Origin of the sequence: Massilia litorea, assembly GCF_015101885.1 — a bacterium.
Classification (GTDB): Bacteria; Pseudomonadota; Gammaproteobacteria; order Burkholderiales; family Burkholderiaceae_D; genus Telluria; species Telluria litorea.
In genome coordinates this window covers 3,451,509-3,474,921 of the sequence record NZ_CP062941.1, presented here as the reverse complement: position 1 = coordinate 3,474,921, position 23,413 = coordinate 3,451,509, and the positions used below count along the sequence as shown (strand labels likewise).

At 66.6% G+C, this 23,413-nt stretch carries 19 protein-coding genes and 2 riboswitches; of the genes, 11 read left to right on the top strand and 8 right to left on the bottom strand.

Annotated features, from left to right (window positions below; all coding sequences use genetic code 11):
- Positions 1 to 105 precede the first annotated feature (105 nt).
- Positions 106 to 1,395 carry a methyl-accepting chemotaxis protein gene (locus LPB04_RS15655; RefSeq protein ID WP_193685446.1) on the top strand — a complete coding sequence of 430 codons (1,290 nt, stop codon included), beginning with the start codon at positions 106 to 108 and terminating at the stop codon, positions 1,393 to 1,395.
- Positions 1,396 to 1,411: 16 nt separating this feature from the next.
- On the opposite strand, the gene LPB04_RS15650 is transcribed toward LPB04_RS15655, so the two are convergent.
- Entirely contained in the window at positions 1,412 to 2,368 is a 957-nt protein-coding gene (locus LPB04_RS15650) for an IS1595 family transposase (protein WP_193685445.1), read from the bottom strand.
- 281 nt (positions 2,369 to 2,649) lie between these two features.
- On the opposite strand from LPB04_RS15650, the gene LPB04_RS15645 reads away from it, so the two are divergent.
- Positions 2,650 to 2,970 (top strand): hypothetical protein, encoded by a 321-nt coding sequence (locus LPB04_RS15645; RefSeq protein WP_193685444.1) that lies wholly within the window; start codon positions 2,650 to 2,652, stop codon positions 2,968 to 2,970.
- A gap of 287 nt (positions 2,971 to 3,257) precedes the next feature.
- Here LPB04_RS15645 and LPB04_RS15640 read toward each other — a convergent pair whose 3' ends face one another.
- A complete protein-coding gene (locus LPB04_RS15640; RefSeq protein ID WP_193685443.1) occupies positions 3,258 to 3,818 on the bottom strand; it encodes an ATP-dependent Clp protease proteolytic subunit in 561 nt (186 codons plus the stop codon).
- A gap of 171 nt (positions 3,819 to 3,989) precedes the next feature.
- A riboswitch (glycine riboswitch) is annotated at positions 3,990 to 4,076 on the top strand.
- A gap of 16 nt (positions 4,077 to 4,092) precedes the next feature.
- Positions 4,093 to 4,201, top strand: a riboswitch (glycine riboswitch).
- A gap of 59 nt (positions 4,202 to 4,260) precedes the next feature.
- Between LPB04_RS15640 and gcvT the strand changes: the two genes are divergently transcribed.
- The 3 genes from gcvT to gcvP all read left to right on the top strand — a co-directional run bounded on the left by gcvT (position 4,261) and on the right by gcvP (position 8,807).
- The gene (gcvT, locus tag LPB04_RS15635) at positions 4,261 to 5,379 is read left to right on the top strand and encodes a glycine cleavage system aminomethyltransferase GcvT (protein ID WP_193685442.1); all 1,119 of its coding nucleotides are present in this window, start codon (positions 4,261 to 4,263) and stop codon (positions 5,377 to 5,379) included.
- Positions 5,380 to 5,430: 51 nt separating this feature from the next.
- A complete protein-coding gene (gcvH, locus tag LPB04_RS15630) occupies positions 5,431 to 5,811 on the top strand; it encodes a glycine cleavage system protein GcvH (RefSeq protein WP_193685441.1) in 381 nt (126 codons plus the stop codon).
- Between the two features lie 110 nt (positions 5,812 to 5,921).
- The gene (gene gcvP / locus LPB04_RS15625) at positions 5,922 to 8,807 is read left to right on the top strand and encodes an aminomethyl-transferring glycine dehydrogenase (protein ID WP_193685440.1); all 2,886 of its coding nucleotides are present in this window, start codon (positions 5,922 to 5,924) and stop codon (positions 8,805 to 8,807) included.
- 184 nt (positions 8,808 to 8,991) lie between these two features.
- On the opposite strand, the gene LPB04_RS15620 is transcribed toward gcvP, so the two are convergent.
- The 4 genes from LPB04_RS15620 to LPB04_RS15605 all read right to left on the bottom strand — a co-directional run bounded on the left by LPB04_RS15620 (position 8,992) and on the right by LPB04_RS15605 (position 14,596).
- The gene (locus tag LPB04_RS15620) at positions 8,992 to 10,314 is read right to left on the bottom strand and encodes a PQQ-dependent sugar dehydrogenase (protein ID WP_227496759.1); all 1,323 of its coding nucleotides are present in this window, start codon (positions 10,312 to 10,314) and stop codon (positions 8,992 to 8,994) included.
- On the bottom strand, positions 10,314 to 10,754 hold the full coding sequence (locus tag LPB04_RS15615; RefSeq protein WP_193685439.1) for a DUF2231 domain-containing protein: 441 nt from the start codon (positions 10,752 to 10,754) through the stop codon (positions 10,314 to 10,316). The genes LPB04_RS15620 and LPB04_RS15615 overlap by 1 nt, the downstream gene beginning before the upstream one ends.
- A gap of 206 nt (positions 10,755 to 10,960) precedes the next feature.
- Positions 10,961 to 12,676, bottom strand: a complete 1,716-nt coding sequence (locus tag LPB04_RS15610; protein WP_193685438.1) for a methyl-accepting chemotaxis protein — start codon at positions 12,674 to 12,676, stop codon at positions 10,961 to 10,963.
- A 246-nt stretch (positions 12,677 to 12,922) separates the two neighbouring features.
- On the bottom strand, positions 12,923 to 14,596 hold the full coding sequence (locus tag LPB04_RS15605) for a peptide chain release factor 3 (RefSeq protein ID WP_193685437.1): 1,674 nt from the start codon (positions 14,594 to 14,596) through the stop codon (positions 12,923 to 12,925).
- Between the two features lie 216 nt (positions 14,597 to 14,812).
- On the opposite strand from LPB04_RS15605, the gene LPB04_RS15600 reads away from it, so the two are divergent.
- From LPB04_RS15600 to LPB04_RS15575, 6 genes are read left to right on the top strand one after another with little or no spacing between them, the layout of a single operon-like run.
- Entirely contained in the window at positions 14,813 to 15,229 is a 417-nt protein-coding gene (locus LPB04_RS15600) for a type IV pilin protein (protein WP_193685436.1), read from the top strand.
- Positions 15,223 to 15,696 (top strand): GspH/FimT family pseudopilin, encoded by a 474-nt coding sequence (locus LPB04_RS15595; protein WP_193689032.1) that lies wholly within the window; start codon positions 15,223 to 15,225, stop codon positions 15,694 to 15,696. Before LPB04_RS15600 ends, LPB04_RS15595 begins: the two co-directional genes overlap by 7 nt.
- A gap of 4 nt (positions 15,697 to 15,700) precedes the next feature.
- The gene (gene pilV, locus LPB04_RS15590) at positions 15,701 to 16,285 is read left to right on the top strand and encodes a type IV pilus modification protein PilV (protein WP_193685435.1); all 585 of its coding nucleotides are present in this window, start codon (positions 15,701 to 15,703) and stop codon (positions 16,283 to 16,285) included.
- Between the two features lie 9 nt (positions 16,286 to 16,294).
- The gene (locus tag LPB04_RS15585) at positions 16,295 to 17,380 is read left to right on the top strand and encodes a PilW family protein (protein ID WP_193685434.1); all 1,086 of its coding nucleotides are present in this window, start codon (positions 16,295 to 16,297) and stop codon (positions 17,378 to 17,380) included.
- Complete coding sequence (locus LPB04_RS15580; RefSeq protein ID WP_193685433.1) at positions 17,377 to 17,946, top strand: hypothetical protein; 570 nt, start codon at positions 17,377 to 17,379, stop codon at positions 17,944 to 17,946. The genes LPB04_RS15585 and LPB04_RS15580 overlap by 4 nt, the downstream gene beginning before the upstream one ends.
- Positions 17,947 to 17,960: 14 nt before the next feature.
- The gene (locus LPB04_RS15575) at positions 17,961 to 21,269 is read left to right on the top strand and encodes a pilus assembly protein (RefSeq protein ID WP_193685432.1); all 3,309 of its coding nucleotides are present in this window, start codon (positions 17,961 to 17,963) and stop codon (positions 21,267 to 21,269) included.
- Here LPB04_RS15575 and LPB04_RS15570 read toward each other — a convergent pair.
- Both LPB04_RS15570 and LPB04_RS15565 read right to left on the bottom strand, forming a co-directional pair.
- Positions 21,266 to 22,597, bottom strand: coding sequence for a sensor histidine kinase (locus LPB04_RS15570; protein WP_193685431.1), 1,332 nt, complete (start codon positions 22,595 to 22,597; stop codon positions 21,266 to 21,268). The genes LPB04_RS15575 and LPB04_RS15570 overlap by 4 nt on opposite strands.
- Positions 22,594 to 23,265, bottom strand: a complete 672-nt coding sequence (locus LPB04_RS15565; RefSeq protein WP_193685430.1) for a response regulator transcription factor — start codon at positions 23,263 to 23,265, stop codon at positions 22,594 to 22,596. The genes LPB04_RS15570 and LPB04_RS15565 overlap by 4 nt, the downstream gene beginning before the upstream one ends.
- Between the last annotated feature and the right edge of the window lie 148 nt (positions 23,266 to 23,413).

Sequence of the window (23,413 nt, the reverse complement as noted above, 5' to 3'; positions counted from 1 at the left end):
CATTTCCTATCGGACACTTTAGCTTGCGATGACGCAAACGCCGCTCTTTTTGTTTCCCTAACATAACAAGGTCCCCCTTTCCCATCCCGCCCCGAGGAAGCTTCCATGAAACAGATTCGTCAGCTCGACACCAGGTTCAAGATCGTTGGCGCATTCGCGCTGCTATTCGTACTTGGCGCGGCCTCCATGTCCTGGCTGCTGGCGCAGACGGGCGAGGCGGCCATCGCGCTGCGCGGCAGCGCCCTGCTCTGCCTGGGCGTGGGCCTGGTCGTAACAAGCCTGCTGGCCGCCTGGCTTGTGCGCGAGGCGAACCGGCCGCTGCACGAAGCGCTGATGGTGGCGCGCCGCGTGGCCGAAGGCGACCTGCGGGTGCGCGCGCCCGCCTCCAGCGCGGGCGAGGCCGGCGCCCTGCTGGCAGCCCTGGCCACGATGGCAGGCAGGGTGACCGGCATGATCGGCGAGGTGCGCGCGGGCGCCGCCGGCATCGTGACCGGGACCACCGAAATCGCCAGCGGCAACCTGGATCTCTCCGGCCGCACCGAGCAGCAGGCCGCCTCGCTGGAAGAGACCGCCTCCTCGATGGAAGAACTGACCGCCACCGTACGCCAGAACGCCGACTCGGCGCACACGGCCAGCAAGCTCGCGCTGTCGGCCTCCGAAGTCGCGGTGAAAGGCGGCGCCGTCGTCAGCGACGTGGTCGGCACGATGGCCTCGATCAACGACTCCTCGAAGCGTATCGCCGAGATCATCGGCGTGATCGACGGCATCGCCTTCCAGACGAATATCCTGGCCCTGAACGCCGCCGTGGAAGCGGCGCGCGCGGGCGAACAGGGGCGCGGCTTCGCCGTCGTCGCCTCCGAAGTGCGCAGCCTGGCGCAGCGCTCGGCCGCCGCGGCCAAGGAAATCAAGGCCCTGATCGACGATTCGGTGGCCAAGGTCGACGCCGGCACCCTGCTGGTCGACAAGGCCGGGCGCACGATGGACGAAGTGGTCGGCAGCGTCAAGCGCGTCACCGACATCATCGGCGAGATCGCCGCCGCCAGCGCCGAGCAGACCGCCGGCATCGAGCAGGTCAACGGCGCGATCGCGGCGATGGACCAGGCGACCCAGCAGAACGCCGCCCTGGTCGAACAGTCGGCCGCCGCCGCCGCCGCGGTGCGCGAACAGGCGGCGGCCCTGACGCGGGCGACGGGCGGCTTCGTGCTCGCGGCGCAGGCCCCGGCGGAAGCGGCGCCGGCGCGTCCCGCGACCGTGCGCACACTGCCGGTCGCGCCGAAACCCGCGCCGGCGCCGCGCAAGAGCGCGGCAAAGTTCGCCGCCCCTGTTACGCCGAAAACCGTCACGCCGATTCGCCGCCCCGCCACCAAAGCGGATATGGACTGGGAGGAGTTTTAAAAAGGCGCTGTTCGCGTTAAGTGTGGAATATGCCGATTGCCGCTCGCAGCAAAGCCTCCGACGACTTGACGCGAGCGCCGTCGAGCGCCCAGCGCCAGCCGAGATAGTTGCCGAGGTAACGGCTGGCAACCCCGCGAAACGGCTGCAGCCAGCCGCGCAGGCGGCTGTGATAGGCGTTCACATTCTGGACGTGGATCGCGCCGCGCACCCGGATTCCCGCCTGTAAGTTCACCGCTTCATGGGTGATACCGGCTTCGCGTGCGAAATGCCGGTACGCCGCATGGGCGTCCGTCACCAGCAACACGTCCGGCTCCAGTCGCACTTTCAAATGTTGGTGCAATTGCGCCTGCGTCACCGGCCCCTTGCCGGGAACCCAGTCGAGCGTCTGACCGGTCCGGTCGCGGGCGACCAGAATGCACATCTGTTCCTTTGAAATACCGCGTTTTGTCGCTTTGCCGCCGCGCTTGCGTGGAGGTCGATCGAGCGAGCGGGAACCTTTGTGTGATTCGAGCACATACATCTCGTCGGCCTCGGCGATCCCGGCCAGGCGCTGGGGTCGGTCGTTTTGAGTGAGGGCGAGAAAACGGTGGCGCCAGCGAAAGCTGGTGGCGCCGGCGACGCCGAGCTGCGCGGCGCTGCGCCGGATGCTGTGCGAGTCGAGCATGCCGCCCAGGTAATCGAGCCAGCGCCCTTTGTGGCGCAGGCGCGCCAGCGGCGTGCCCGTGAGCGCGTTGCAGGTCCTCCCGCAAGCGCGGCAACGAAAGCGTTGAAGGCCGTTGGCGCGACCGTGCTTGTGGAAGCGATTCGAGCCGCACCCGGGACAGGCAAGTTGCGGTGCTGCCGCCTGTTCGATGGCGTCCACCGTCCGATCGAGCTTGACCGTCGGCAGCAGCAGGCCGAGCAGCCGTTCGCGCTGGCGCCGGGTCAGCGCCGCCAGGTTCTTCAGGAAGTGCTCGAACTTGCGTGCTTGCATGCGAACCTCCTCTCCGGTGAAGTCTCATTTGGACCTCAGCCGTTCAAGAAGATTCCACACTTAACGCGAACAGCGCCTTTAAAAAATCGCTAACAAAAACATTGAAGTATTCGCGACATCGATTATTTTCAATATGTAGGAAAACTTCCTACACGGGCTCAGGCGGTCATCCGATACCGATTCAACAGTAGGGCTCGCATGATTGCAACACCGAATACAACTGCTGAATAAACCCAGTAGTTCGGCGAGCAGGATCATTTCAACTTTGAAAGGAAATAATCATGGCCTCGAATCAAAAGCGCACGCAAGGTGGCACCCCTGAGCAGCACGCGGAAGCCGGTCGTCAGAGCCACAAGAACGATGGCAACAAGCAGTCCGGTTCGGGCTCGGGTTCGCGTTCCGGCTCCGGCTCGGGCACCCGCGGCGGCTCCCCTGAGCAGCACGCCGAAGCCGGCCGCCAGAGCCACAAGAACGACGGCAACAAGCAGTCGGGTTCCGGCTCGGGCTCGCGTTCGGGCAGCGGCTCGGGCATGCGCGGCGGCACGCCTGAACAGCACGCCGAAGCCGGCCGTCAAAGCCACAAGAACGACGGAAAGAAGTAATTCGTCCCACATCGCCGATTGAAGCGGCGGTGAAACAAAAGAGCCTGGCGCAGTATTGCGATCCGGGCTCTTTTTTTATGTGCCGCGGCTATTCGCCAATTACTCGGCAATATAATCAGCTTATTACCGGGTTTGCGCGCATTGCCTTATTGCCGGGTTATCTCGACAATAAATAATCGACTCATGCGAGCGACAGGCAAAACAAAGGCCGACACCGGCCTATATCGGCCAGACCGACGCATGCTGGTGCCGCCCCTGCCGGACCGGCTTGCTCGGAGCTTGCGCAATCAGATGTTGCGAAGGACAGCGCCCTTGGGCGGCGTGAAATCGGCGACGTCGTTGATCATGCCGGCGGTCTTGGCGTCGCGCGAGTTCAGGTGCAGGTCGGAGTATTGGTGGATGGCCCACTGCTCCGGCGTCAGCTCGACGTGCTTGCGCAGGATCGACTCGGTGCGCGCATCGTCCGCCCGCAGGCCCTCGACGATGATGTTGAGCGCATCGGGCCGCGAGCCGGGCGATGCCGTCGCATGCGATTTGTGCACCATGAAACGGGCCGTTTCGCTGGCGTAACGGCGCGTGCCCGCCAGGTACATGATGACGGCGATCGAGGCGACCGCCCCGCCGTTGTACATCACGAACTCGATCGGCGACTTCGACATGAAGTTGTACAGGCACAGGCCGTCGCTGACATAGCCGCCGTTCGACTGCACCAGCACGTGGGCCGTCTCGATGCCGTCCTCGGTCATGTGGCCGACTGCTTCGAACACCCGGTGCACCATGTCGCTGTTGACGTCGCCCGACAGGGTGAACCACGCTTCCTTGCTGTGTTTTGCTTGATCTTCGCTCATAGTCTTGTTATGCCCCGCAAAGTGTGGTCCCCAGTTTAACAAATCGAGGAAAAAGCCTGCGCGCACGCCCTCCAACGGTGCGCGGGCACCCGGGGAGGCTGAACCGTCCGCCGCGGGGCGCTAATTCGGCCTGCCAAGATTGACAGCGGGCAGAGGGTGACATATTCTCCACAGTCTTGATCGGGAGAGCGTCGCGACACGCGGCCGCCGAAGGGGCATCACCCAAAAACTCTCAGGCAAAAGGACCGGTCAGGGGTCGTCGCGCGGCGCGCGAAGGCCACACTCTGGAGAGCGGCCTGCAGCACAGGCCCACCGAAGGGGCAGGCGGAGTTCAATATCAACTCATCCGCTATCTCTCAGGTACCAAGGACAGAGGGGCGCGCAGCCCACGCAACGGCATTGCCGGCGTGGCGGCACCCTATTATTCTGCCCTGAGGATTCCATGACGCTCAAAGCGACCCCGCTCAATTCCGCACACCGCGCACTCGGCGCCAAGATGGTCGATTTCGGCGGCTGGGACATGCCCGTCAACTACGGCTCGCAGATCGAAGAGCACAACGCCGTCCGGCATGATGCCGGCATGTTCGACGTCTCGCACATGTGCGTGGTCGACCTCGAGGGCGCGAATGCCCGGACCTTCCTGCGCGGCCTGCTGGCGAATAACGTCGACAAGCTGCAGGTCCCGGGCAAGGCGCTCTACTCGTGCATGCTGAACCCCGAGGGCGGCGTGATCGATGACCTGATCGTCTATTTCTTCCGCGAAGACTGGTTCCGCCTGGTCGTCAACGCCGGCACCGCCGAGAAGGACATCGCATGGATGCGCCAGCAGAACGACGCGACCAACAGCGGCCTGACGATCACCGGACGCCGCGACGGTGACAAGGCAATCGCCCTGGTCGCCGTACAGGGCCCGAACGCACGCGCCAAGGTCTGGGAAGTGCTGCCGACCGCGAAAGCCGCCTCGCAGGACATGAAGCCCTTCAATGTCGTGATCGTTCCCGACACGGCCTTCGGCGAGGCGATGGTCGCACGCACCGGCTACACTGGCGAAGACGGCTTCGAGATCGGCGTGCCGGCTACCCAGGTCGAGGCTTTGTGGAACGCGCTGGTTGCCGCCGGCGTCAAGCCGGCCGGCCTGGGTGCGCGCGACACGCTGCGCCTGGAAGCCGGCATGAACCTCTACGGCCAGGACATGGACGAGAGCGTGAACCCGCTCGACGCGGGCCTGGCCTGGACCATCGACCTGGTCTCCGAGCGCGACTTCATCGGCAAGGCGGCGCTGCAGGCCAAGGGCCAGAACGCCCAGTTCCTGGGCCTGATCCTGCGCGAAAAAGGCGGCATCCTGCGCGCCCACCAGAAAGTGATCGCCGCGTCCGGCGCGACGGGCGAAATCACCAGCGGCACCTTCAGCCCCTCGATGCAGCAGGCGATCGCCCTCGCCCGCGTGCCGATGGACGTCGCGATCGGCGACACCGTGCATGTCGAGATCCGCGACAAGAAGCTGGCCGCCACCGTGGTCAAGCTGCCCTTCGTTCGCAACGGCAAAGTCCTCGCCGCCTGAAGAATACGAACCTCTATAATATCGCCACCATCCACCCTGGAGCCTGATTACATGAACATCCCAACCGACCTGAAATACACCGAGTCCCACGAGTGGGTCCGCCGCGAGGCAGACGGCACCCTGACCGTCGGCATCACCGACTTCGCGCAGGACGCGCTGGGCGACATCGTGTTCGTCGAACTGCCGCAGGTCGGCAAGGCTCTCACGGCCGGCCAGGACGCCGCCGTGGTGGAATCGGTCAAGGCTGCCAGCGACATCTACGCACCGGTCGCCGGCACCGTCACCGAAGTCAACCAGGCGACCGCCGATGCGCCGGACTCGATCAATACCGACGCCTTCGCCGCCTGGCTGTTCAAGCTCAAGCCGACCGACGCCGGCGCCTACGACGCCCTGATGGACGCCGACGCCTACGGCAAATCGACCGGCAACTGATATCGACAAACCCGTGCGGCGCAGCCTTGCGCCGCACGCCGCAATACCGAATCCCCCTTTCGTCCGGCCGGCCCTGCCCGTCCCCCGTCTTCCTCTTTTTGGCCCACACCATGACCCGCACCAGCCTCACCCAACTTGAAGCCCGCGATTCCTTCATCCCGCGCCACATCGGCCCCTCGTCTTCGGAAGAAGCGGCCATGCTGTCGACCCTCGGCTACGCATCGCGCGCCGCGCTGATCGACGCGGTCGTTCCCGCCAACATCCGCCGCAAGGACAAGCTCGACCTGGGGCAGTTCTTCGAGCCGCTGCCGGAACAGGCTGCGCTCGCCAAGCTCAAAAGCATCGCCGCCAAGAACAAGGTCATGAAGTCGGTCATCGGCCAGGGCTATTACGGCACCCACACCCCGCCTGTCATCCTGCGCAACATCTTCGAAAACCCGGCCTGGTACACCGCCTACACCCCGTACCAGCCGGAGATCTCGCAGGGCCGCCTGGAAGCGATCCTGAACTTCCAGCAGATGATCACCGACATGACCGGCATGGGCATCGCCAACTCGTCGATGCTGGACGAAGGCACGGCCGCCGCCGAAGCGATGACGCTGATCCAGCGCGTCGGCAAGTCGGCCTCGAAGGTGTTCTACGTGGCCGACGACGTGCTGCCGCAGACGCTGGAAGTGATCCGCACGCGCGCAGAGCCGATCGGCGTCGAAGTGCGCACCATCGCAGCAAGCGACGTCGAAAAGCTCGATGAAACCTGCTTCGGCGTGCTGCTGCAATACCCGGGCGTGAACGGCGAAGTGCGCGACTACCGCGTGGCCTGCGAGAAGCTGCATGCGGCCGGCGCGATGATCGTCGTCGCGGCCGACCTGCTGGCCCTGACCGTCCTGACGCCGCCGGGCGAATGGGGCGCGGACGTGGTCGTCGGTAACAGCCAGCGCTTCGGCGTGCCGCTCGGTTTCGGCGGCCCGCACGCTGGTTACCTCGCCACCCGCGACGAATTCAAGCGCTCGATGGCCGGCCGCCTGGTCGGCGTCACCGTCGACGCGCAAGGCCAGTCGGCGCTGCGCCTGGCGCTGCAGACCCGCGAACAGCATATCCGCCGCGAAAAGGCGACCTCGAACATTTGCACCGCCCAGGTGCTGCTGGCCGTGATGGCCGGCATGTACGCGGTCTACCACGGCCCGCAGGGCCTGACCCGCATCGCCCGCCGCGTGCACCGCATGACCGGCATCCTGGCAGCTGGCCTGAAGCAGATGGGTTACCAGCTGGCCAACGAGACCTGGTTCGACACGTTGACCATCGCGACCGATCGCGCCGCCGAACTGCACGTCGCCGCGAACGAAGCCGGCGTCAACCTGCGCCGCGTCGACGACCGGCACGTCGGCCTGTCCCTGGACGAAACGACGACCCGCGAAGACATCGCCCTGCTGTTCTCGGTCTTCGCCAACGGCCAGGCCACGCCCGACGTCGAAACCCTGGACAAGGATGCAGTGGAGGCCTTCCCGTCGGCCCTGGGCCGCACCAGCGCCTTCCTGACCCACCCGACCTTCAACCGCTACCACGCCGAGCACGAGATGCTGCGCTACCTGCGCTCGCTGGCCGACAAGGACCTGGCGCTCGACCGCACCATGATCCCGCTCGGTTCGTGCACGATGAAGCTGAACTCGACGTCCGAGATGATCCCGGTCACCTGGCCCGAGTTCTCGAACATCCACCCGTTCGCCCCGGACGAGCAGACCGTCGGCTACCGCGAGATGATCTGCCAGCTGGAAGACATGCTGTGCGCCGTCACCGGTTATGCCGCCATTTCGCTGCAGCCGAACGCCGGCTCGCAGGGCGAATACGCGGGCCTGCTGGTGATCCAGAAATACCACCAGTCGCGCGGCGAAGGCCATCGCAATATCTGCCTGATCCCGTCCTCGGCGCACGGCACCAACCCGGCATCGGCCAACATGGTCGGGATGCAGGTCGTGGTGACGGCCTGCGACGAGAACGGCAACGTCGATCTCGCCGACCTGAAGAAGAAGGCCGAGCAGCACAGCGCGAATCTCGCCTGCGTGATGGTGACCTACCCGTCCACCCACGGCGTCTTCGAAGAAGGCATCCAGGAACTGTGCGAGATCGTCCATGCACACGGCGGCCAGGTCTACATCGACGGCGCCAACATGAACGCGCTGGTCGGCGTGGCGGCACCGGGCGCCTTCGGCGGCGACGTCAGCCACCTGAACCTGCACAAAACCTTCTGCATTCCGCACGGCGGCGGCGGTCCTGGCGTCGGTCCGATCGGCGTCGGCGCGCACCTGGCCCCGTTCCTGCCGAACCAGCGTTCGACCGGCTATGTGCGCAGCGAAGACGGCATCGGCGCGGTCAGCGCCGCTGCCTACGGCTCGGCCTCGATCCTGCCGATCTCGTGGATGTACATCGCGATGATGGGCGCCGAGGGCCTGACGAATGCGACCGAAACGGCCATCCTGAACGCCAACTACATCGCACGCCGCCTGGCGCCGCACTACCCGGTGCTGTACACCGGCCACGACGGCCTGGTTGCGCACGAGTGCATCATCGACCTGCGTCCGCTGCAGGACAAGACCGGCATCTCGAACGAAGACGTGGCCAAGCGCCTGATGGACTTCGGCTTCCACGCACCGACCATGAGCTTCCCGGTGCCGGGCACGCTGATGATCGAGCCGACCGAGTCGGAGTCGAAGATCGAGATCGACCGCTTCATCGAGGCGATGATCACGATCCATGCCGAGATCGTCAAGGTCGAGCGCGGCGAGTACGACAAGATGGACAACCCGCTCAAGGGCGCGCCGCACACGGCGGAAGTGGTGACGGCCGACGACTGGCAGCACACCTATTCGCGCGAAGTGGCGGCCTTCCCGGTCGCCTCGCTGCGCAAGAAGAAGTACTGGCCGCCGGTCGGCCGCGCCGATAATGTGTATGGCGACCGCAACCTGTTCTGCGGGTGTGCGCCGATCAGCGATTACGAGTAATCGTTAATCGGTAAGGCAAACGGCGGCGCAGAGAGTCATCTCTGCGCCGCCGTTGTCGTTTATAAGAATGGTGGGACTGCGGAGCGGCACGAACGCGTGGGCTCAAGAGCCCACCCTACGGTGCACGACGGCCGACGGCGCCCGCGTAACGCGCTGCGGCGCCTGACCGGTCGAAACGCAAATATTACCTGGCCGCCGTCACCCGCCAGACCACATTCCCCACATCGTCCGCAAACAGCAAGGCCCCTTCCGCGTCCTGGGCCAATCCGACCGGCGCACCGAACAGGGATTTTTCGTCGGCCGAATGGAAGCCCGTCACGACCGGCTGCGCCGGCCCGGACGGCATGCCGTTTGCAAACGGCACATACACGATCTGATAACCGCTCAGCGGCGAGCGATCCCAGCTGCCGTGCTCGCTGACGAATGCACCGCCCTTATATTGCGGTAGCCCGTTCCCGGTATAAAACAGCAGTCCCAGTGCGGCCACGTGCGATCCCAGGGCGTAATCCGGCTTGATCGCTTTCGCGACCAGGTCCGGCCGCTGCGGCATGACGCGGTGGTCGACGTGCTGGCCGAAATAGCTGTAAGGCCAGCCATAGAAACCCTTTTCCTGGACCGAGGTCATATAGTCGGGAACCAGGTCCGCGCCGATTTCGTCGCGCTCGTTGACGATGGCCCAGAGTTTTCCGGAAGTCGGTTCCCACTGCAGCCCGGTCGGATTGCGCAGGCCCGAGGCAAACACACGGCTGCCGCCGGTTGCGGTATCGACTTCCAGCACGGCGGCGCGACGGTATTCCACCTCCATGCCGTTTTCCGTGATATTGCTGTTCGAACCGCTGCCGACATACAGCTTGCGCCCATCGGGACTGGCCAGCAGCGCTTTGGTCCAGTGGTGGTTGACGGTACTCGGCAGGTCGCCCAGCTCGGTGCCCGGGTCGGACATCCTGGTCTCTCCCGGGGTATAACGATACTTCATGATATTGCCGGTGTTCGCCACATATAAGGTGTCGCCGACGAGCTGGATGCCGAATGGCGAGTGCAGCTTGTCGATGTAGACGTGCTGTTCCCACTCGCCGCTGCCGCCGGGCTTCTTGCGCAGCAGGGTGACGCGGTTGCCGCCCTTGCCGCCCTTGCCGGATTTGCTTTTGACCATGCCGGCGATGACCTGTTTCGGCGTGGTCACGGCTTCCTCGCCGGGGCCGTTTCCTTCCACGACCAGCACGTCCCCGTTCGGCAGGACCAGCAGCGTGCGCGGATGCAGGAGTCCGGACGCGATCTTTTCGATCTTCAGCCCGGCAAGGACCTTGGGCGCGGCATCGCCTTTCCAGCCCACGCCATCGGGCACCTGCATCGGCGGCACCATGAAATCCTGCGCTTTCGGCAGCACCGGATTGGCGCCAACCTGCTTGGCGGGATCCACCCTTTCCTTGTCTCCGCAGCCAGTCAATACCAGCGAAGAAACGGCCACCAGGCCCAGCGCATTCCACCACCCTTGCTTATGCTTGATCACGGCCTGACTCCTTGAATATGCGTTTGTTCCCCAGCCAGGATGATTCTCCCCAGTCCCATTGCGAGCACGGTCGCGATCGACAGCCAGACGGCGGCGGGCATCACCGCATACGCGTCCCGGCTGTGCACGAAGGCGTTGATCAGCGCGGCCACGATGGCGATCACGTTGAGCCAGAAATTGATTTTCTCGCCGCGGACGCGGACCCGGTTCTTTCCGAACCAGACCCGGCCGAGATTGATCAGCTGGGGCAGGATCGCGAACACCAGCCCGATGCTGATCAGCCAGGCGGCACTCTTCATCCAGAACACATTGGCGGTTTTGGCATAGATGACGTCGAAAATCAGCGCGCCCACGAAAAACCCGAACGGTATCGGGTCGAGCAAATTGAACACCGCCGACGTCACGCTGAATCGGGATGGATGGGTTTCTACTGTCATGACCTTACCCTTTGAAATAAATAAGCGAATTCGCAGGCTGCGAAAACACTGCCTGGCACCGGGTTCCACACCGCGGTTGTATATCCGGAGGGTAGCAGGACGAGTAAAAACCTGTCGCGTTGTTGAAGTGATACGGAACTTGTATTGACAACGGCCGGCATTGCGCCGGCCGTCCAAGGGACCTTCGTGGACCTTCGCGCAGCCGCTTACGAATCGCGGCGCGACGCCAGGCGCAAATGGGGCCGCGGCGATTTGCGCCGCTCCACCCTGGGTGCGATGCTGGCGTCGCGCCGGCCGTCCTTCAACACGTCGCGCATGTCGATCTCGGCCACGCTCGACGGCCTCGAAGGCGGTTCCGGCGGCTGGACCGCCTCGTCGAGCCGGAAGGTGGCCACCGCCTTCGACAGGGTCAGGGCCTGCATCTGCAGCGTGCGCGCCGCTTCCGCCGCCTCTTCTACCAGCGAGGAATTGCGCTGCGTGACCTGGTCCATCTGCACGATCGCCTGGTTCACTTCCGACAGCCCGCTGGCCTGCTCGGCGCTGGCGGAACTGATCTGGTTGATGATGTCGCCCACCTGCTGGACCGACACCGCGATTGTCGCCATGCTGGTCCCGGCCTGCGCGGCGAAGGCGGTGCCGCCCTCGATCTCGGCCACCGACTGCTCGATCAGTTCGCGGATCTCGCGCGCCGCGGCGCCGGTACGCAGGGCCAGCGTGCGCACCTCGCCCGCCACCAGCGCGAACTCGCGCCCGTTATCGCCGCCGCGCGCCGCCTCGAGCGCCGCGTTCAGCGCCAGCGTCCCGGTCTCGACGGCGATGGCGTCGATCTGCCGGGTGATTTCGTCGACCCGGCAGGCGCTGCCCTTGACCGACGCCATCGTCGTCACCAGGCGCTCGGCCACGTTGCCGCCCTGCTGGGCGACGTTCGAGGCCGAGGCGGCGAGCAGGTTGGCGGCCTGTGCGCTGTCGGCGGTGAGGTGCACGGTGGCCGCCAGTTCCTGCATCGAGGACGCCGTGTGCTCGAGCGAACTGGCGCGGAACACGGCACGCGTGGTCAGGTTCAGGTTGCCCAGCGCCAGGTCGCGCGAGGCCGAGCCGATCGAGCGCGCCGACTCGAGGATCGTACGCAGGGTGCCGTTCAGGTTGCGGATGCTGGCATCCAGGGCGCGCGAGGTTTCCGCGATCTCGTCCTTGCCGTAGACCCGGTCCTTGACGGTCAGGTCGCCGCTGGCGAGGTCCACCACGGCCGCCCCGATGCCGCGGATCTCGTCGAGCAGGGCGCGCCGCACCGCCACCGTGATCCCGAGCGAGACCACGATCGCCAGCAGGATCACGCTCGGCATCAGCCAGGCGACGGCCCGGAAATCGGCGGCGGCGCTGTTCGAGGCCTCCTGCGACAGCGACTGCTCGAGCTGCGCCAGGGCGTTCAGGCGCTGGGCGAGGTCGGAAAAGGCGGTTTCCGCCTTGCTCATGGCGTTGGCGCTGATCGACTGGTCGTCGCGCGCGATTTCGATCACGTCGCGCACAGCCTGCACGTAGCGTGTGTGGGCCGAGGCGGCGCCATCGACCAGCTGCCGCTCGGCGCCGTTCGGCGGCGTCATGCGCGCCAGGCGCACCAGGCCTGCTTCGGTGAGCGCATGCTGGCGGTGGATATCGTGGATCAGGGGCTCGATCCGGCTTTTCGGGAAACTGCCGCCGATCCAGGTGTGCAGCTGGTAGATTTCGGCATGCCCACGCTGGGCGGTGGACACCAGCTCGCCGGCGGCGCGCATGTGGGCCGCGCGGCGTCCGACGATGTCTTCCAGCGAGGCGTTCTGGCGCACCATCGCGTACCAGGCGCCGCAGGACAGCAACACCAGCAGCACCAGCACGATGGCGGGCGCCAGCAGCAGCTTGGGACCGAGCTTCAGGCGGGACAGCATGTCAGCACCCCCTCATCAGGAAAACCGGTGCGGCGCAGGCGGCCGCGGCGGGGAAAGCTCGGTAGGTGTGCATGATGGCCTCGCAGTCGAAATGCGCGATATTTCTTCAACGCATTTGACCAATCTACGGCATCGGCCCGGCCGCGCTGTTGAGGCGGATCAACACCCCCCTGCGGGTGGATAATTCCAGACAACCGGACAAAAAAAAGCCGGCAAGCTGCCGGCTTCTTCATCCACAAGCGAAGCTTACCCCAGCTTCGCCGCGTGCTCGCGGGTCGCGTGGAAGGTCAGCTTCGGCCAGCGCTCCTGGGTCAGGCGCAGGTTCACGCCGGAAGTCGCCAGGTAGGCCAGGTTGCCGGCCGCGTCGTAGGCCACGTTGTGGCCGAGCTGGGTCTCGAAGTCGGCCAGCGACTTCTTGTCGTCCGAGGACACCCAGCGCGCGCTGCTGATGCTCGATCCCTCGAAGACGGCGTCGACCCCGTATTCGTTCAACAGGCGGCTCGCCACCACTTCGAACTGCAGCACGCCGACCGCGCCCAGGATCAGGTCCGAACCCAGCACCGGCTTGAAGACCTGCACCGCGCCCTCCTCGCCCAGCTGCTGCAAGCCTTTGTGGAGCTGCTTCATCTTGAGCGGGTTACGGATGCGCACCGTGCGGAACAGGTCCGGCGCGAAGTACGGGATGCCGGTAAAGGTCAGCATCTCGCCTTCCGAGAAGCTGTCGCCGATCTGCATGTTGCCGTGGTTCGGCAGGCCGATGATGTCGCCCGCATAGGCCTCTTCCACCTGCTCGCGCGAGGAGGCCATGAAGGTCACCACCGACGACAATTTGACTTCACGTCCCAGGCGCAGGTGCTTGACCTTCATGCCCTTTTCGAAACGCCCCGAGCAGACGCGCAGGAAGGCGATGCGGTCGCGGTGGGCCGGGTCCATGTTGGCCTGGATTTTAAACACGAAACCGCTGAACTTCGGCTCGCCCGGCTCGACGGCGCGCACGGTGGCGTCGCGTTCGCGCGGGCCCGGCGCCCAGTCGACCAGCGCCGAGAGGATCTCGCGCACGCCGAAGTTGTTGATGGCCGAGCCGAAGAAGACCGGCGTCTGCACGCCCGACAGGAAGCGTTCGAGGTCGAACGGGTGCGAGGCGCCGTGCACCAGCTCCACTTCCATTTTGAGTTGCTCGATCTCGAGCGGGAACATCTGCGCCAGCTTCGGGTTGTCGATGCCCTTGATGATCTCGAAGGCGCCGTCGGCTTTTTCTTCGCCGGCCTTGAACAGCATGATCTCGTCGTTCAGCAGGTGGTACACGCCGCGGAAGTTCTTGCCCATGCCGATCGGCCAGGTCACCGGGGCGCACTCGATCTTCAGCACCGATTCCAGTTCGTCGAGCAGCTCGAGCGGGTCGCGCGTCTCGCGGTCGAGCTTGTTCATGAAGGTGACGATCGGCGTATTGCGCATGCGGCAAACGTCGAGCAGCTTGATCGTCTGCGCTTCCACGCCCTTGGCCGCGTCGATCACCATCAGGGCAGAGTCGACCGCCGTCAGCACGCGGTAGGTGTCTTCCGAGAAGTCCTGGTGGCCAGGGGTGTCGAGCAGGTTGATCACGTGGTCGCGGAACTCGAACTGCATCACCGAGGAGGCGACCGAAATGCCGCGCTGCTTCTCGATGTCCATCCAGTCGGAGGTCGCATGGCGGCCGCTCTTGCGGCCCTTGACCGTACCGGCGAGCTGGATCGCGCCCGAGAACAGCAGCAGCTTCTCGGTCAGCGTGGTCTTACCCGCGTCGGGGTGGGAAATGATGCCGAAGGTGCGGCGGCGCGCCACTTCGTTCGCGATCACGGCGGACGACTTGCTTGCCGAAGCGCTGTCGGTCGACTCGAGCTCAGTCGATGCTGGAATGTGTGCTGCGGTATCGGTATCCATAGTCTCGGCCAAAGCGGTGGGTCCTTGCAAAACCCTCGATTTTACCGGGTCTCCCGGGGCTTGTGTGAACTGATTCGGCGGCGCCTGCCCCGGGGCTGCGGGGCGCCGGCCGGGCGCTGCGTCCACGCCACGCTGTCAGCTTTCCGTCAGGAAATTTTCAGCGAAATGACAGCTTACTTGTTTATACTGGGCAACATTCACCCTCAAGGATACGCCATGCCACACGCCAGGACACTGCGCCACGCGCGCGCGCCAGCCCCGGGCTTCAGCCTGATCGAGCTGATGGTCGTCGTCGCGATCATCGCCATCATCGCCGCGATCGGCTACCCCACGTACACCAAATACCTGGTCAAGACCAACCGCGTCGCCGCCCAGGTGCACATGATGGACCTGGCGCAGGCGCAGGCGCAGTATCTTGCCGACTCGCGCAGCTATGCCGCCAGCGTGAACGACCTGGGCATGACGACGCCCGCCGTCGTATCGGCCAAGTACACGATCAAGATCGCCTTGACCGATGGACCGCCGTCCTCGTTCAAGATCACCGCCACCCCGGTCGCGGGCGGCTCGCAGGTCGCCGACAAGGAACTCTCGATCGACAGCGCGGGCACCCGCAGCCCGGCGGACAAATGGTAAGCCCGGCCTTGCGGCGCCCGGCGCGCGGCTTCACCATGCCCGAGCTGCTGGCGGTGGTGGCCATCGTCGCGATCCTGGCCTCGGTGGCCGCCCCGGCATTCTCGTCGATGATCGCCTCCGCGCGTTCGCGCAGCGTCAGCAGCGAACTGTATGCCTCCCTGTCGCGTGCCCGCAGCGAAGCGATCAAGCGCAACGCCGAGGTGACGCTGGCGCCGGTCACCGCGCAGCAATGGCAGTCCGGCTGGAGCATCGCCGCCCCCGGCGACGCCAGCCGCAAGCTCGACGACCACCCGGCGGTGGTCGGCGCCACCGTGTCCGGTCCGGCCAGTGTGGTGTTCCTGCCCAACGGTCGCGTCAAGGGCGGCGCCGCGCCGGCCTTCGACATCGCCCTGAGCGGCAACGGCCAGCACCGCTGCGTGCGCCTCGACCTGTCCGGCCGTCCGAACCAGACCACCTCCACCTGCTGATGCCATGAGCGACCTCTCCTTCCCCCTTCCCGCCCGCCAGCGCGGCGTGAGCCTGATCGAAGTGCTGGTCACGATGGTGGTGCTCGCCTTCGGCCTGCTCGGCCTGGCCGCCTTCCAGAGCAAGGCCCAGGTCGGGTCGATCGAGTCCTACCAGCGTGCCCAGGCCGCCGTGCTGCTGCAGGACATGCAATCTCGCCTGAGCGGCAACAGCCTGGATGCCGACGCCTATGTCACGGCCAGGCCGCTCGGCACCAGCGACGGCCTGGACCCCGACTGCAGCGCCCAGGCGGCCGGCAGCGCGCGCGACAAGTGCGAGTGGAGCGCGGCCCTGAAGGGGGCGGCCGAGCAGCGTTCCGGCGTCCTCGGCGGCGCGATGGAAGGCGCCCGCGGCTGCATCGAGCGGGTACGCGAGAAGAACGAAGCGGCCGGCGTGTGCACGCCCGCCGTCTACCTGGTCAGCGTCGCCTGGCAGGGCCGGCACGCGACACGGGCGCCGGCGCAAAGCTGCGGCAAGGACGCCTACGGCGCCGACACCAACCGCCGCGTCATCTCGGCACGGGTCGCGGTCGGCTTGCCGACCTGCGTCTGAGGAGCGGCCATGACCCGCATGCGCCCCTTGCCGTCCGCCCGCCGTGCGCGCGGCTTTTCGCTGGCCGAACTCCTGATCGCGGTGGCGATCGGCCTGGCCCTGCTCGCGGGCCTGTCCGGCATGTTCGTCAAGAACACGCGTGCCCAGGCCGAAATCGAAAAGGCGCACCGCCAGGTCGAAAACGGCCGCTATGCGATCGACCTGATGACCGCCGACCTGCGCAACGCCGGTTATTACGCCGAGTTCGATCCGACCGTGCTGGCTTCGCCGGCGGCGCTGCCGCCGCCCTGCGCCGCCAGCCTGGACGAGCTGAAGGCGGGCCTGGCGCTGGCGGTCCAGGGCGTGGACGGCGATGCCGCGGGCCTGGGCTGCCTCAAGGACGTGCGCGCCGGCACCGACGCGCTCGTGGTGCGCCATACGGCCACCTGCATCGCCGGCCAGCCCGGCTGCGATCCGGTCGCCGCCGGCGGCCCCTTCTTCCAGGCCTCGCTGTGCAGTAACGCCAGCGAACTGGACTCGCCGAACAGCGCCGATTTCTACGCCCTCACGCTCGGGACGGCCGGGCTCACCCGGCATGGGCGCGACTGCACCCCGGTCGCGGCCAGCGGCACGCCCGCGGCGATCCGGCGCTATCGCACCCACATCTATTTTGTCGCCAACAACAACCAGGGCAAGGACGGCATCCCGACCCTCAAGCGCGCCGAACTGTCCAGCGATGGCGTGAACGTCGCCTGGAACATCGTGCCGCTGGCCGAAGGCATCGAGAACCTGCAGCTCGAATACGGCCTCGACCTGGCGCCCGCCGGCGGCAACGGCGTCGCCGACCTCGGCACCGCCGACCCCGCGGCCGCGTCCGGCTGCGCCGCTGCCGCCTGCGCGGTGGCGAACTGGCGCAGCGCGGTAGCGGTCAGGCTGCACGTCCTGGCGCGCAACGCCGTTGCGACCGCCGGCTACAAGGACGACAAGGTCTATGTGCTCGGCCACAAGGCCAATGGCGACGACAACAAGGTCGCCGCCACCAACGACGCATACAAGCGCCACGTCTTCCAGTCGATGGTGGCGCTTCCCAATCCGGCCGGAAGGAGGCTCCCATGACATTCCAGCACCGCCAACGCGGCATCACCCTGATCACCGCGCTGGTCATGCTGGTGCTGCTGACCCTGGTCGCGGTCACCAGCTTCAACCTCGGCAAGTCGAACCTGCAGATCGTCTCCAACATGCAGCAGCGTGACGAAGCCACGGCCGCCGCCCGCGAGACGATCGAGGAAACCATCAGCAATACCCGCTTCTTCGTCACCCCGGACTACATCCTGGCCAATCCCTGCGGCGCGCCCAACCAGCGCTGCGTCGACACCAACGGCGACGGCAAGACCGACGTCAAAGTGGCGATCGCGCCGAAGCCGAAATGCGTCAAGGCGCCGGTCATCAAGAACACGGCGCTCAACATGGCCGATGCCGAGGATGCCCGCTGCAGCATGGGCAGCGCCCAGAACTTCGGCGTGGCGGGCGCGGTGGACGGCAACTCGGCCTGCGCCGACAGCATCTGGGAAATCACCGCGGCGGCAACCGATGTCGAAACCGAGGCCAAGGTCGAGGTCACCCAGGGCGTTGCGGTACGCGTCGCGCGCGACGACGTGACCAACAACTGCCCCACCACGTGAAGAAAGAGAACACCATGATCCGCAGCAGCGTCACCAACACACTTGCGGGCGCGCTCGCCTGCGCACTGGCCGCCACGCCGCTGGTCGCCGGGGCCGACGACATCGACATCTTCACCGGGGCCTCGGCCGGCGCCAGCATCAACCCGCGCATCCTGATCGTGCTCGACAACACGTCGAACTGGTCACGCCAGAACCAGAAATGGCCGAGCGCCAGCCAGGGCCAGTCCGAAGTCAACGCGATCAAGCGCCTGGTGGCCGAGCTCGACGGCAGCGTCAGCCTCGGGATGATGGAATTCGTCACCGGCGGCAATGCCAATGACGACGGCGGCTTCATCCGCTATGCGGTGCGGCCGATGAACGAGACCAACCGGGCCGCCTTTTCCACGCAGCTGACGACCATCTACGGCAACATCACCAGTCCCGACGAAAAGCGCAACTCGAATACGCCCTACGGCAACCTGATGTACGACGTGTACAACTATTTTGCCGGTGCGAATTCGTATTCGCCGGCCGCCGTGCTGTCGACCAAGGGCGACCGCGGCGGCTACACCGCGCCCTGGTCGAAGTTCGCCTCGCCGCTCACCAGCGACAACGTCTGCGGCAAGAGTTACGTCATCTTCATCGGCAACCCGAACGCCAGCGGCCCGTCGTCCGACAGCGCGGCCAACACCGCGCTGCTGACCGCGCTCAACGACAACCGCAACGCCGGCGGCAGCGTGATCCCCGTCACCCAGCTGGGGCTGCCGAACTTCGCGAGCAAGGCCGTCAGCACCGCGACCACGGTCGGCACCACCACCGCCTGCTACGCCAGCGCGACCGAAGCGGCCGCGGGGCTGACCGAGTTTGCGGCAATCTGCGCCGGCTATACCGACGGCTGCAAGATCGGCGCGATCGCGGCCAGCGAGAGCGGCGTGTGCACCGGCACCAAAAGCCGTTACAGCGTGGACGCCACCGACACCATCATCACCAACGTCCCCACCGGCACCTACAGCACCGACACCGGTCCGCGCAACGCCGACGAATGGGCGCGCCTGCTGCACGACCGCGGCATCCCGGTCGCGGGCAGCACCGTCCGCCCCTCGGTGTCGACCTACACCATCGACGTCTACAACGCCCAGCCGAACGCGGAACATACCTCGCTGATGCTGAGCATGGCCAAGGCCGGCGGCGGCAAGTATTTCGCGGCCAGGAACGAGGAATCGATCCTGGACGCCCTCAAGGAAATCCTGATCGAGATCCAGGCGGTCAACACCAGCTTCGCCTCGACCAGCCTGCCGGTGAACGCCACCAACCGTTCGCAGAACGAAAACCAGGTCTTCATCGGCATGTTCCGTCCGGACCAGGACGCCAAGCCGCGCTGGTTCGGCAACCTGAAGCGCTATCAGCTGATCAACACCAAGGCCGGCCTCGACCTCGGCGACGCCGATGCCAAGCCCGCCGTCAATCCGCAAACGGGCTTCGTCACGCCGTGCGCGAAGAGTTACTGGACGACCGACAGCAAGAATTACTGGGGCGGCATGGGGCTGAATCCCGACCCCGCCGGCGCCTGCACGATTGCCGGCTTCGATCCCTATTCGGACGCGCCCGACGGTCCCTTCGTCGAGAAAGGCGGCGCCGCCCAGGTCCTGCGCCAGGGTAACGTCAAGGGCGGCACGGCCGCCAACAACGCGGTCAGCCGGACCGTGTACACGCAGTCCGGCACGAAACTGGTCGACTTTTCCTCGTCCGCCGCCAGCCTCGATACGCCGCTGGTCCGGTTCATCCGCGGCGAAGACGTCAACGGCGAGAAGGCGGGCGGCGCCACCACCCGCCCGTCGATCCACGGCGACGTGATCCATTCGCGCCCGCTGCCGATCAACTATGGCGAGAACGGCGTCACCGTGTTCTACGGCGCCAACGACGGCACCCTGCGCGCGCTGGACGCCAGCTCGGGCGTCGAACGCTGGGCTTTCGTCGCCCCCGAATTCTTCCCGCGCCTGTCCCGCCTGAAGAGCAATTCGCCGCTCGTGGCCTATCCCAACCTGCCGGACGACATTACGCCCGCGCCGACTGCCAAGGATTACTTCTTCGACGGCTCCACCGGCGTCTACCAGACCGCCGACAACAAGAAGGTCTGGATCTACCCGACCATGCGGCGCGGCGGCCGCATGATCTACGCGCTCGATGTCAGCGACGTGGGCACGCCGCTGTACAAGTGGAAGGCCGGCTGCCCCAACCTCAAGAACGACACCGGCTGCACGGCGGGCATGAGCGGTATCGGCCAGACCTGGTCGACCCCGAGCGTCGCCTTCCTCAAGGGTTATTCGACGAGCAAGCCGGTGGTGGTGGTCGGCGGCGGCTACGACAGCTGCGAAGATGCCGACAGCGTCGCGCCGAACTGCAGCGCCACCAAGGGCGGCGTGGTCTATGTGCTGGACGCCGACAGCGGCGCCGTCATCCGCTCGTTCGCGACCGACCGCTCGGTCGCGGCCGACGTCGCGCTGGTCGACATCGACAACGACGCGATGCCCGACTACGCCTACGCCGCCGACACCGGCGGCAACCTGTACCGGATCGACTTCGTCGACGGCCCGGCGACGCGCAAGGAGCTCTCCGCCAGCGCCTGGACCAGCCGCAAGGTCGCGCGCACCGCCGGCGGCGGGCGCAAGTTCCTGTTCACCCCGGCCCTGCTGGCCGCCCAGGGCTATGTCTACGTCGCGCTGGGCAGCGGCGACCGCGAGCATCCGCTGTATGCGCACTATCCATACGCGAACGTGGTCAACCGCTTCTATGTCTACAAGGACGACCTGGCCGCGGCCTCGGCGCCGGCCCAGGACCTCGACACGCTGGCCAATTACAGCACCGACCAGGGCTGCGACACGCCGCGCGTGCTGCCGACCAACGGTTTGAAGGGCTGGTTCATGGACCTGAACCAGAACGGCAAGGGCGAGCAGGTCGTGACCTCGGCGCTGATCGCGGGCGGCATGGTCACCTTCAGCACCAACCGCCCGATCGCGCCGGTGGCCGGCTCCTGCAGCACGACCCTGGGCGAGGCGCGCGGCTACTGGGTCAACCTGCTCAATGCCTCCGGAGCGATCAATACCCCCGGCACCTGCGGCGCCCAGCGTTCCTCGCCTTTCGTGGGCGGCGGCCTGCCGCCCTCGCCGGTGCTGGCGAACGGCGTGCTGGTCGACGGCAAGGCCACCACGGTCGTCATCGGCGCGGTCCAGAAGGGTTCCGACAGCCCGGCCGGCGCCAGCGTGGCGATCGCCCCGCAGCGCATCCGCCCGGCCATCACCTCGAAGCGCAAGCGCACCTACTCGTACAGCTCGGGCGCGAACTAAGGCCGGCGCGGCGCGCCCGGGAACGCGACGCTGAACACGGCGCCGCCCCCGGGCGCCTCGCCCAGCGTCAGTTCGGCGCCGTGCAGGTTGGCGATATCGCGCACGATCGCCAGTCCCAGGCCGCTGCCCACGGTGCCCTCGTCGAGGCGCACGAAACGTTCGAATACCTGGGCACGCATGGCGGCCGGAATGCCCGGCCCGTTGTCTTCGACGCGCAGCAGGACGCCGCCCTCCTCCTGGTCCTGACTGCAGCTGACCGTCACGCGTCCGCCCGGCGGCGTGTAGCGCAAGGCATTGTCGACCAGGTTGTCGACCAGGTCGCGCAGCAGGAAGCGGTCGCCGCCGAGCGGGGCCGGCGCGAGCTCGAAACCGAGGTCGATATCCTTGGCGGCGGCCTGCTCGACAAAGGCCTGCACGGTTTCCGCCACCAGGCCCGAGAGGTCGAGCGGCGCCAGGCGCGCCCGCGCGAAGCGGTTCGGTTCGGCGCGCTCGAGCGAGAGCAGCTGGTTGGTCTGGCGGATCATGCGCTCGTTCGCGCCCAGCATCAGCTCGACCGAGCGCCGGGTGTCGGGGTCGTTCGCGTGGCGCGCCGCCAGCCATTCGAGCTGCAGGCGCAGCCCGGCCAGCGGCGTGCGCAGCTGGTGCGCCACATTCGCGCGAAATTCGTCCTGGGCGCGGGCGCCGAGCTCGATCCGCCCCAGCAGCGCATTGAATGCATCGACCACGGGCACCAGTTCGCGCGGCATGCCGGCGTCGTCGAGCGGCGCCAGGTCGGCGCTGCCGCGGGCGTCGAGCCGGGCGCGCAGGCGCGCCAGCGGAGACAGGCCGTTCCCGACCGAGAACCAGACCAGGCCCACCAGCGCCAGGCTGAACACCAACTCGAGCAACACCAGCGAGCGCACGATGGCTGCCTGGACGCCCTGCCGCGCGCGGGTGGTGCGCGCCAGGCTGACGCGCAGTCCATTCGTTCCGCCCACCTCGGCCACCGCGACCCGCACCGCTTCGCCGGCCAGGCGGGCGTCGGCCAGGCCGCTGCGCAGCGGGACGGGAAGCCGCGCCGCGCCCGCCAGCAGGCGGCCGTCCCGGTCATGCAGGGCGGCCCAACTGGCTTCGCCGGCGCCATTGTCGGCCGCGATCGAGGCCAGCGCGGACGCGCCGCCGGCGCGGACACGGGAAGCGAGCGCCGCGGCATCGAGGCGCAAGCCTTCGTCGAACGCGAGCTGGGCCGGGGTCCAGGCCAGCAGGTAGGTGAGCGCGGCGGCGCCGAGGTTGACGACCAGGATCGGGCCGACCAGCCATTTAAGGAGCCGAACCCGGATGCTCGTCATGCGGCCGGAGCGGCTTCCAGCAGGTAGCCGAAACCGCGGATGGTGCGCAAGGCGAGGCCGGCGCCATCGAGCTTCAGGCGCAGGCGCGAGACGTACACCTCGACCGCATTCAGGGTCAGGTCTTCGCCCCAGGGCGCGATGGTGTCGATGATCTGCTGCTTCGACACCACCCTCCCCGCCTGCTGCAGCAGGTATTCGAGCACGGCCCACTCGCGCGCCGACAGTTCCAGGGCCTGGTCGCCGATGCGCGCGCGGCGCGCGCCCGAATCGAAGGCCAGGTTGCCCAGGTTGATGACGCCCGTCTTCGGTGCGTTGCGCCGCGCCAGCGCGCGAATGCGCGCCACCAGCTCGGGCGTCGCGAACGGTTTGACCAGGTAGTCGTCCGCGCCCGTCTCGAGGCCGCGCACCCGGTCTTCGACGGCGTCGCGCGCCGTGAGCAGCAGCACCGGCGTGGTGTCGCCGCGGGCGCGCAGGCGGCGCACGACTTCGAAGCCGTCGATGCCGGGCAGGCCGATGTCGAGGACCGCTACCTGCGGGGGATTGCGCTGCAAGCGGGCGTCCGCCTGGAGGCCGTCGACGGCCAGTTCGACCAGCATGCCATGGCCCTGCAGGGTGCGGGTCAGGCCGTCGGCAAGGACGGCATCGTCTTCGACGAGTAGGACATGCATGCGGTAAAAGGTGACTTATTGGTGGCGGACGCAGCCATTATCCGGGAATTTATTGCTCTTTGAAAAGAAAATGACGGAAAAACCCCTGATTTCGGCCATCTTCCCCAGTAGGACTGGACTGACACGACACCATGCATACTGCCTACAC

Bases quoted from the DNA above. Each gene is read 5' to 3' on its own strand.
- LPB04_RS15655 (WP_193685446.1), top strand. From the start codon at position 106: ATGAAACAGATTCGTCAGCTCGACACCAGGTTCAAGATCGTTGGCGCA.
- LPB04_RS15650 (WP_193685445.1), bottom strand. From the start codon at position 2,368: ATGCAAGCACGCAAGTTCGAGCACTTCCTGAAGAACCTGGCGGCGCTG.
- LPB04_RS15645 (WP_193685444.1), top strand. From the start codon at position 2,650: ATGGCCTCGAATCAAAAGCGCACGCAAGGTGGCACCCCTGAGCAGCAC.
- LPB04_RS15640 (WP_193685443.1), bottom strand. From the start codon at position 3,818: ATGAGCGAAGATCAAGCAAAACACAGCAAGGAAGCGTGGTTCACCCTG.
- gcvT (WP_193685442.1), top strand. From the start codon at position 4,261: ATGACGCTCAAAGCGACCCCGCTCAATTCCGCACACCGCGCACTCGGC.
- gcvH (WP_193685441.1), top strand. From the start codon at position 5,431: ATGAACATCCCAACCGACCTGAAATACACCGAGTCCCACGAGTGGGTC.
- gcvP (WP_193685440.1), top strand. From the start codon at position 5,922: ATGACCCGCACCAGCCTCACCCAACTTGAAGCCCGCGATTCCTTCATC.
- LPB04_RS15615 (WP_193685439.1), bottom strand. From the start codon at position 10,754: ATGACAGTAGAAACCCATCCATCCCGATTCAGCGTGACGTCGGCGGTG.
- LPB04_RS15610 (WP_193685438.1), bottom strand. From the start codon at position 12,676: ATGCTGTCCCGCCTGAAGCTCGGTCCCAAGCTGCTGCTGGCGCCCGCC.
- LPB04_RS15605 (WP_193685437.1), bottom strand. From the start codon at position 14,596: ATGGATACCGATACCGCAGCACACATTCCAGCATCGACTGAGCTCGAG.
- LPB04_RS15600 (WP_193685436.1), top strand. From the start codon at position 14,813: ATGCCACACGCCAGGACACTGCGCCACGCGCGCGCGCCAGCCCCGGGC.
- LPB04_RS15595 (WP_193689032.1), top strand. From the start codon at position 15,223: ATGGTAAGCCCGGCCTTGCGGCGCCCGGCGCGCGGCTTCACCATGCCC.
- pilV (WP_193685435.1), top strand. From the start codon at position 15,701: ATGAGCGACCTCTCCTTCCCCCTTCCCGCCCGCCAGCGCGGCGTGAGC.
- LPB04_RS15585 (WP_193685434.1), top strand. From the start codon at position 16,295: ATGACCCGCATGCGCCCCTTGCCGTCCGCCCGCCGTGCGCGCGGCTTT.
- LPB04_RS15580 (WP_193685433.1), top strand. From the start codon at position 17,377: ATGACATTCCAGCACCGCCAACGCGGCATCACCCTGATCACCGCGCTG.
- LPB04_RS15575 (WP_193685432.1), top strand. From the start codon at position 17,961: ATGATCCGCAGCAGCGTCACCAACACACTTGCGGGCGCGCTCGCCTGC.
- LPB04_RS15570 (WP_193685431.1), bottom strand. From the start codon at position 22,597: ATGACGAGCATCCGGGTTCGGCTCCTTAAATGGCTGGTCGGCCCGATC.
- LPB04_RS15565 (WP_193685430.1), bottom strand. From the start codon at position 23,265: ATGCATGTCCTACTCGTCGAAGACGATGCCGTCCTTGCCGACGGCCTG.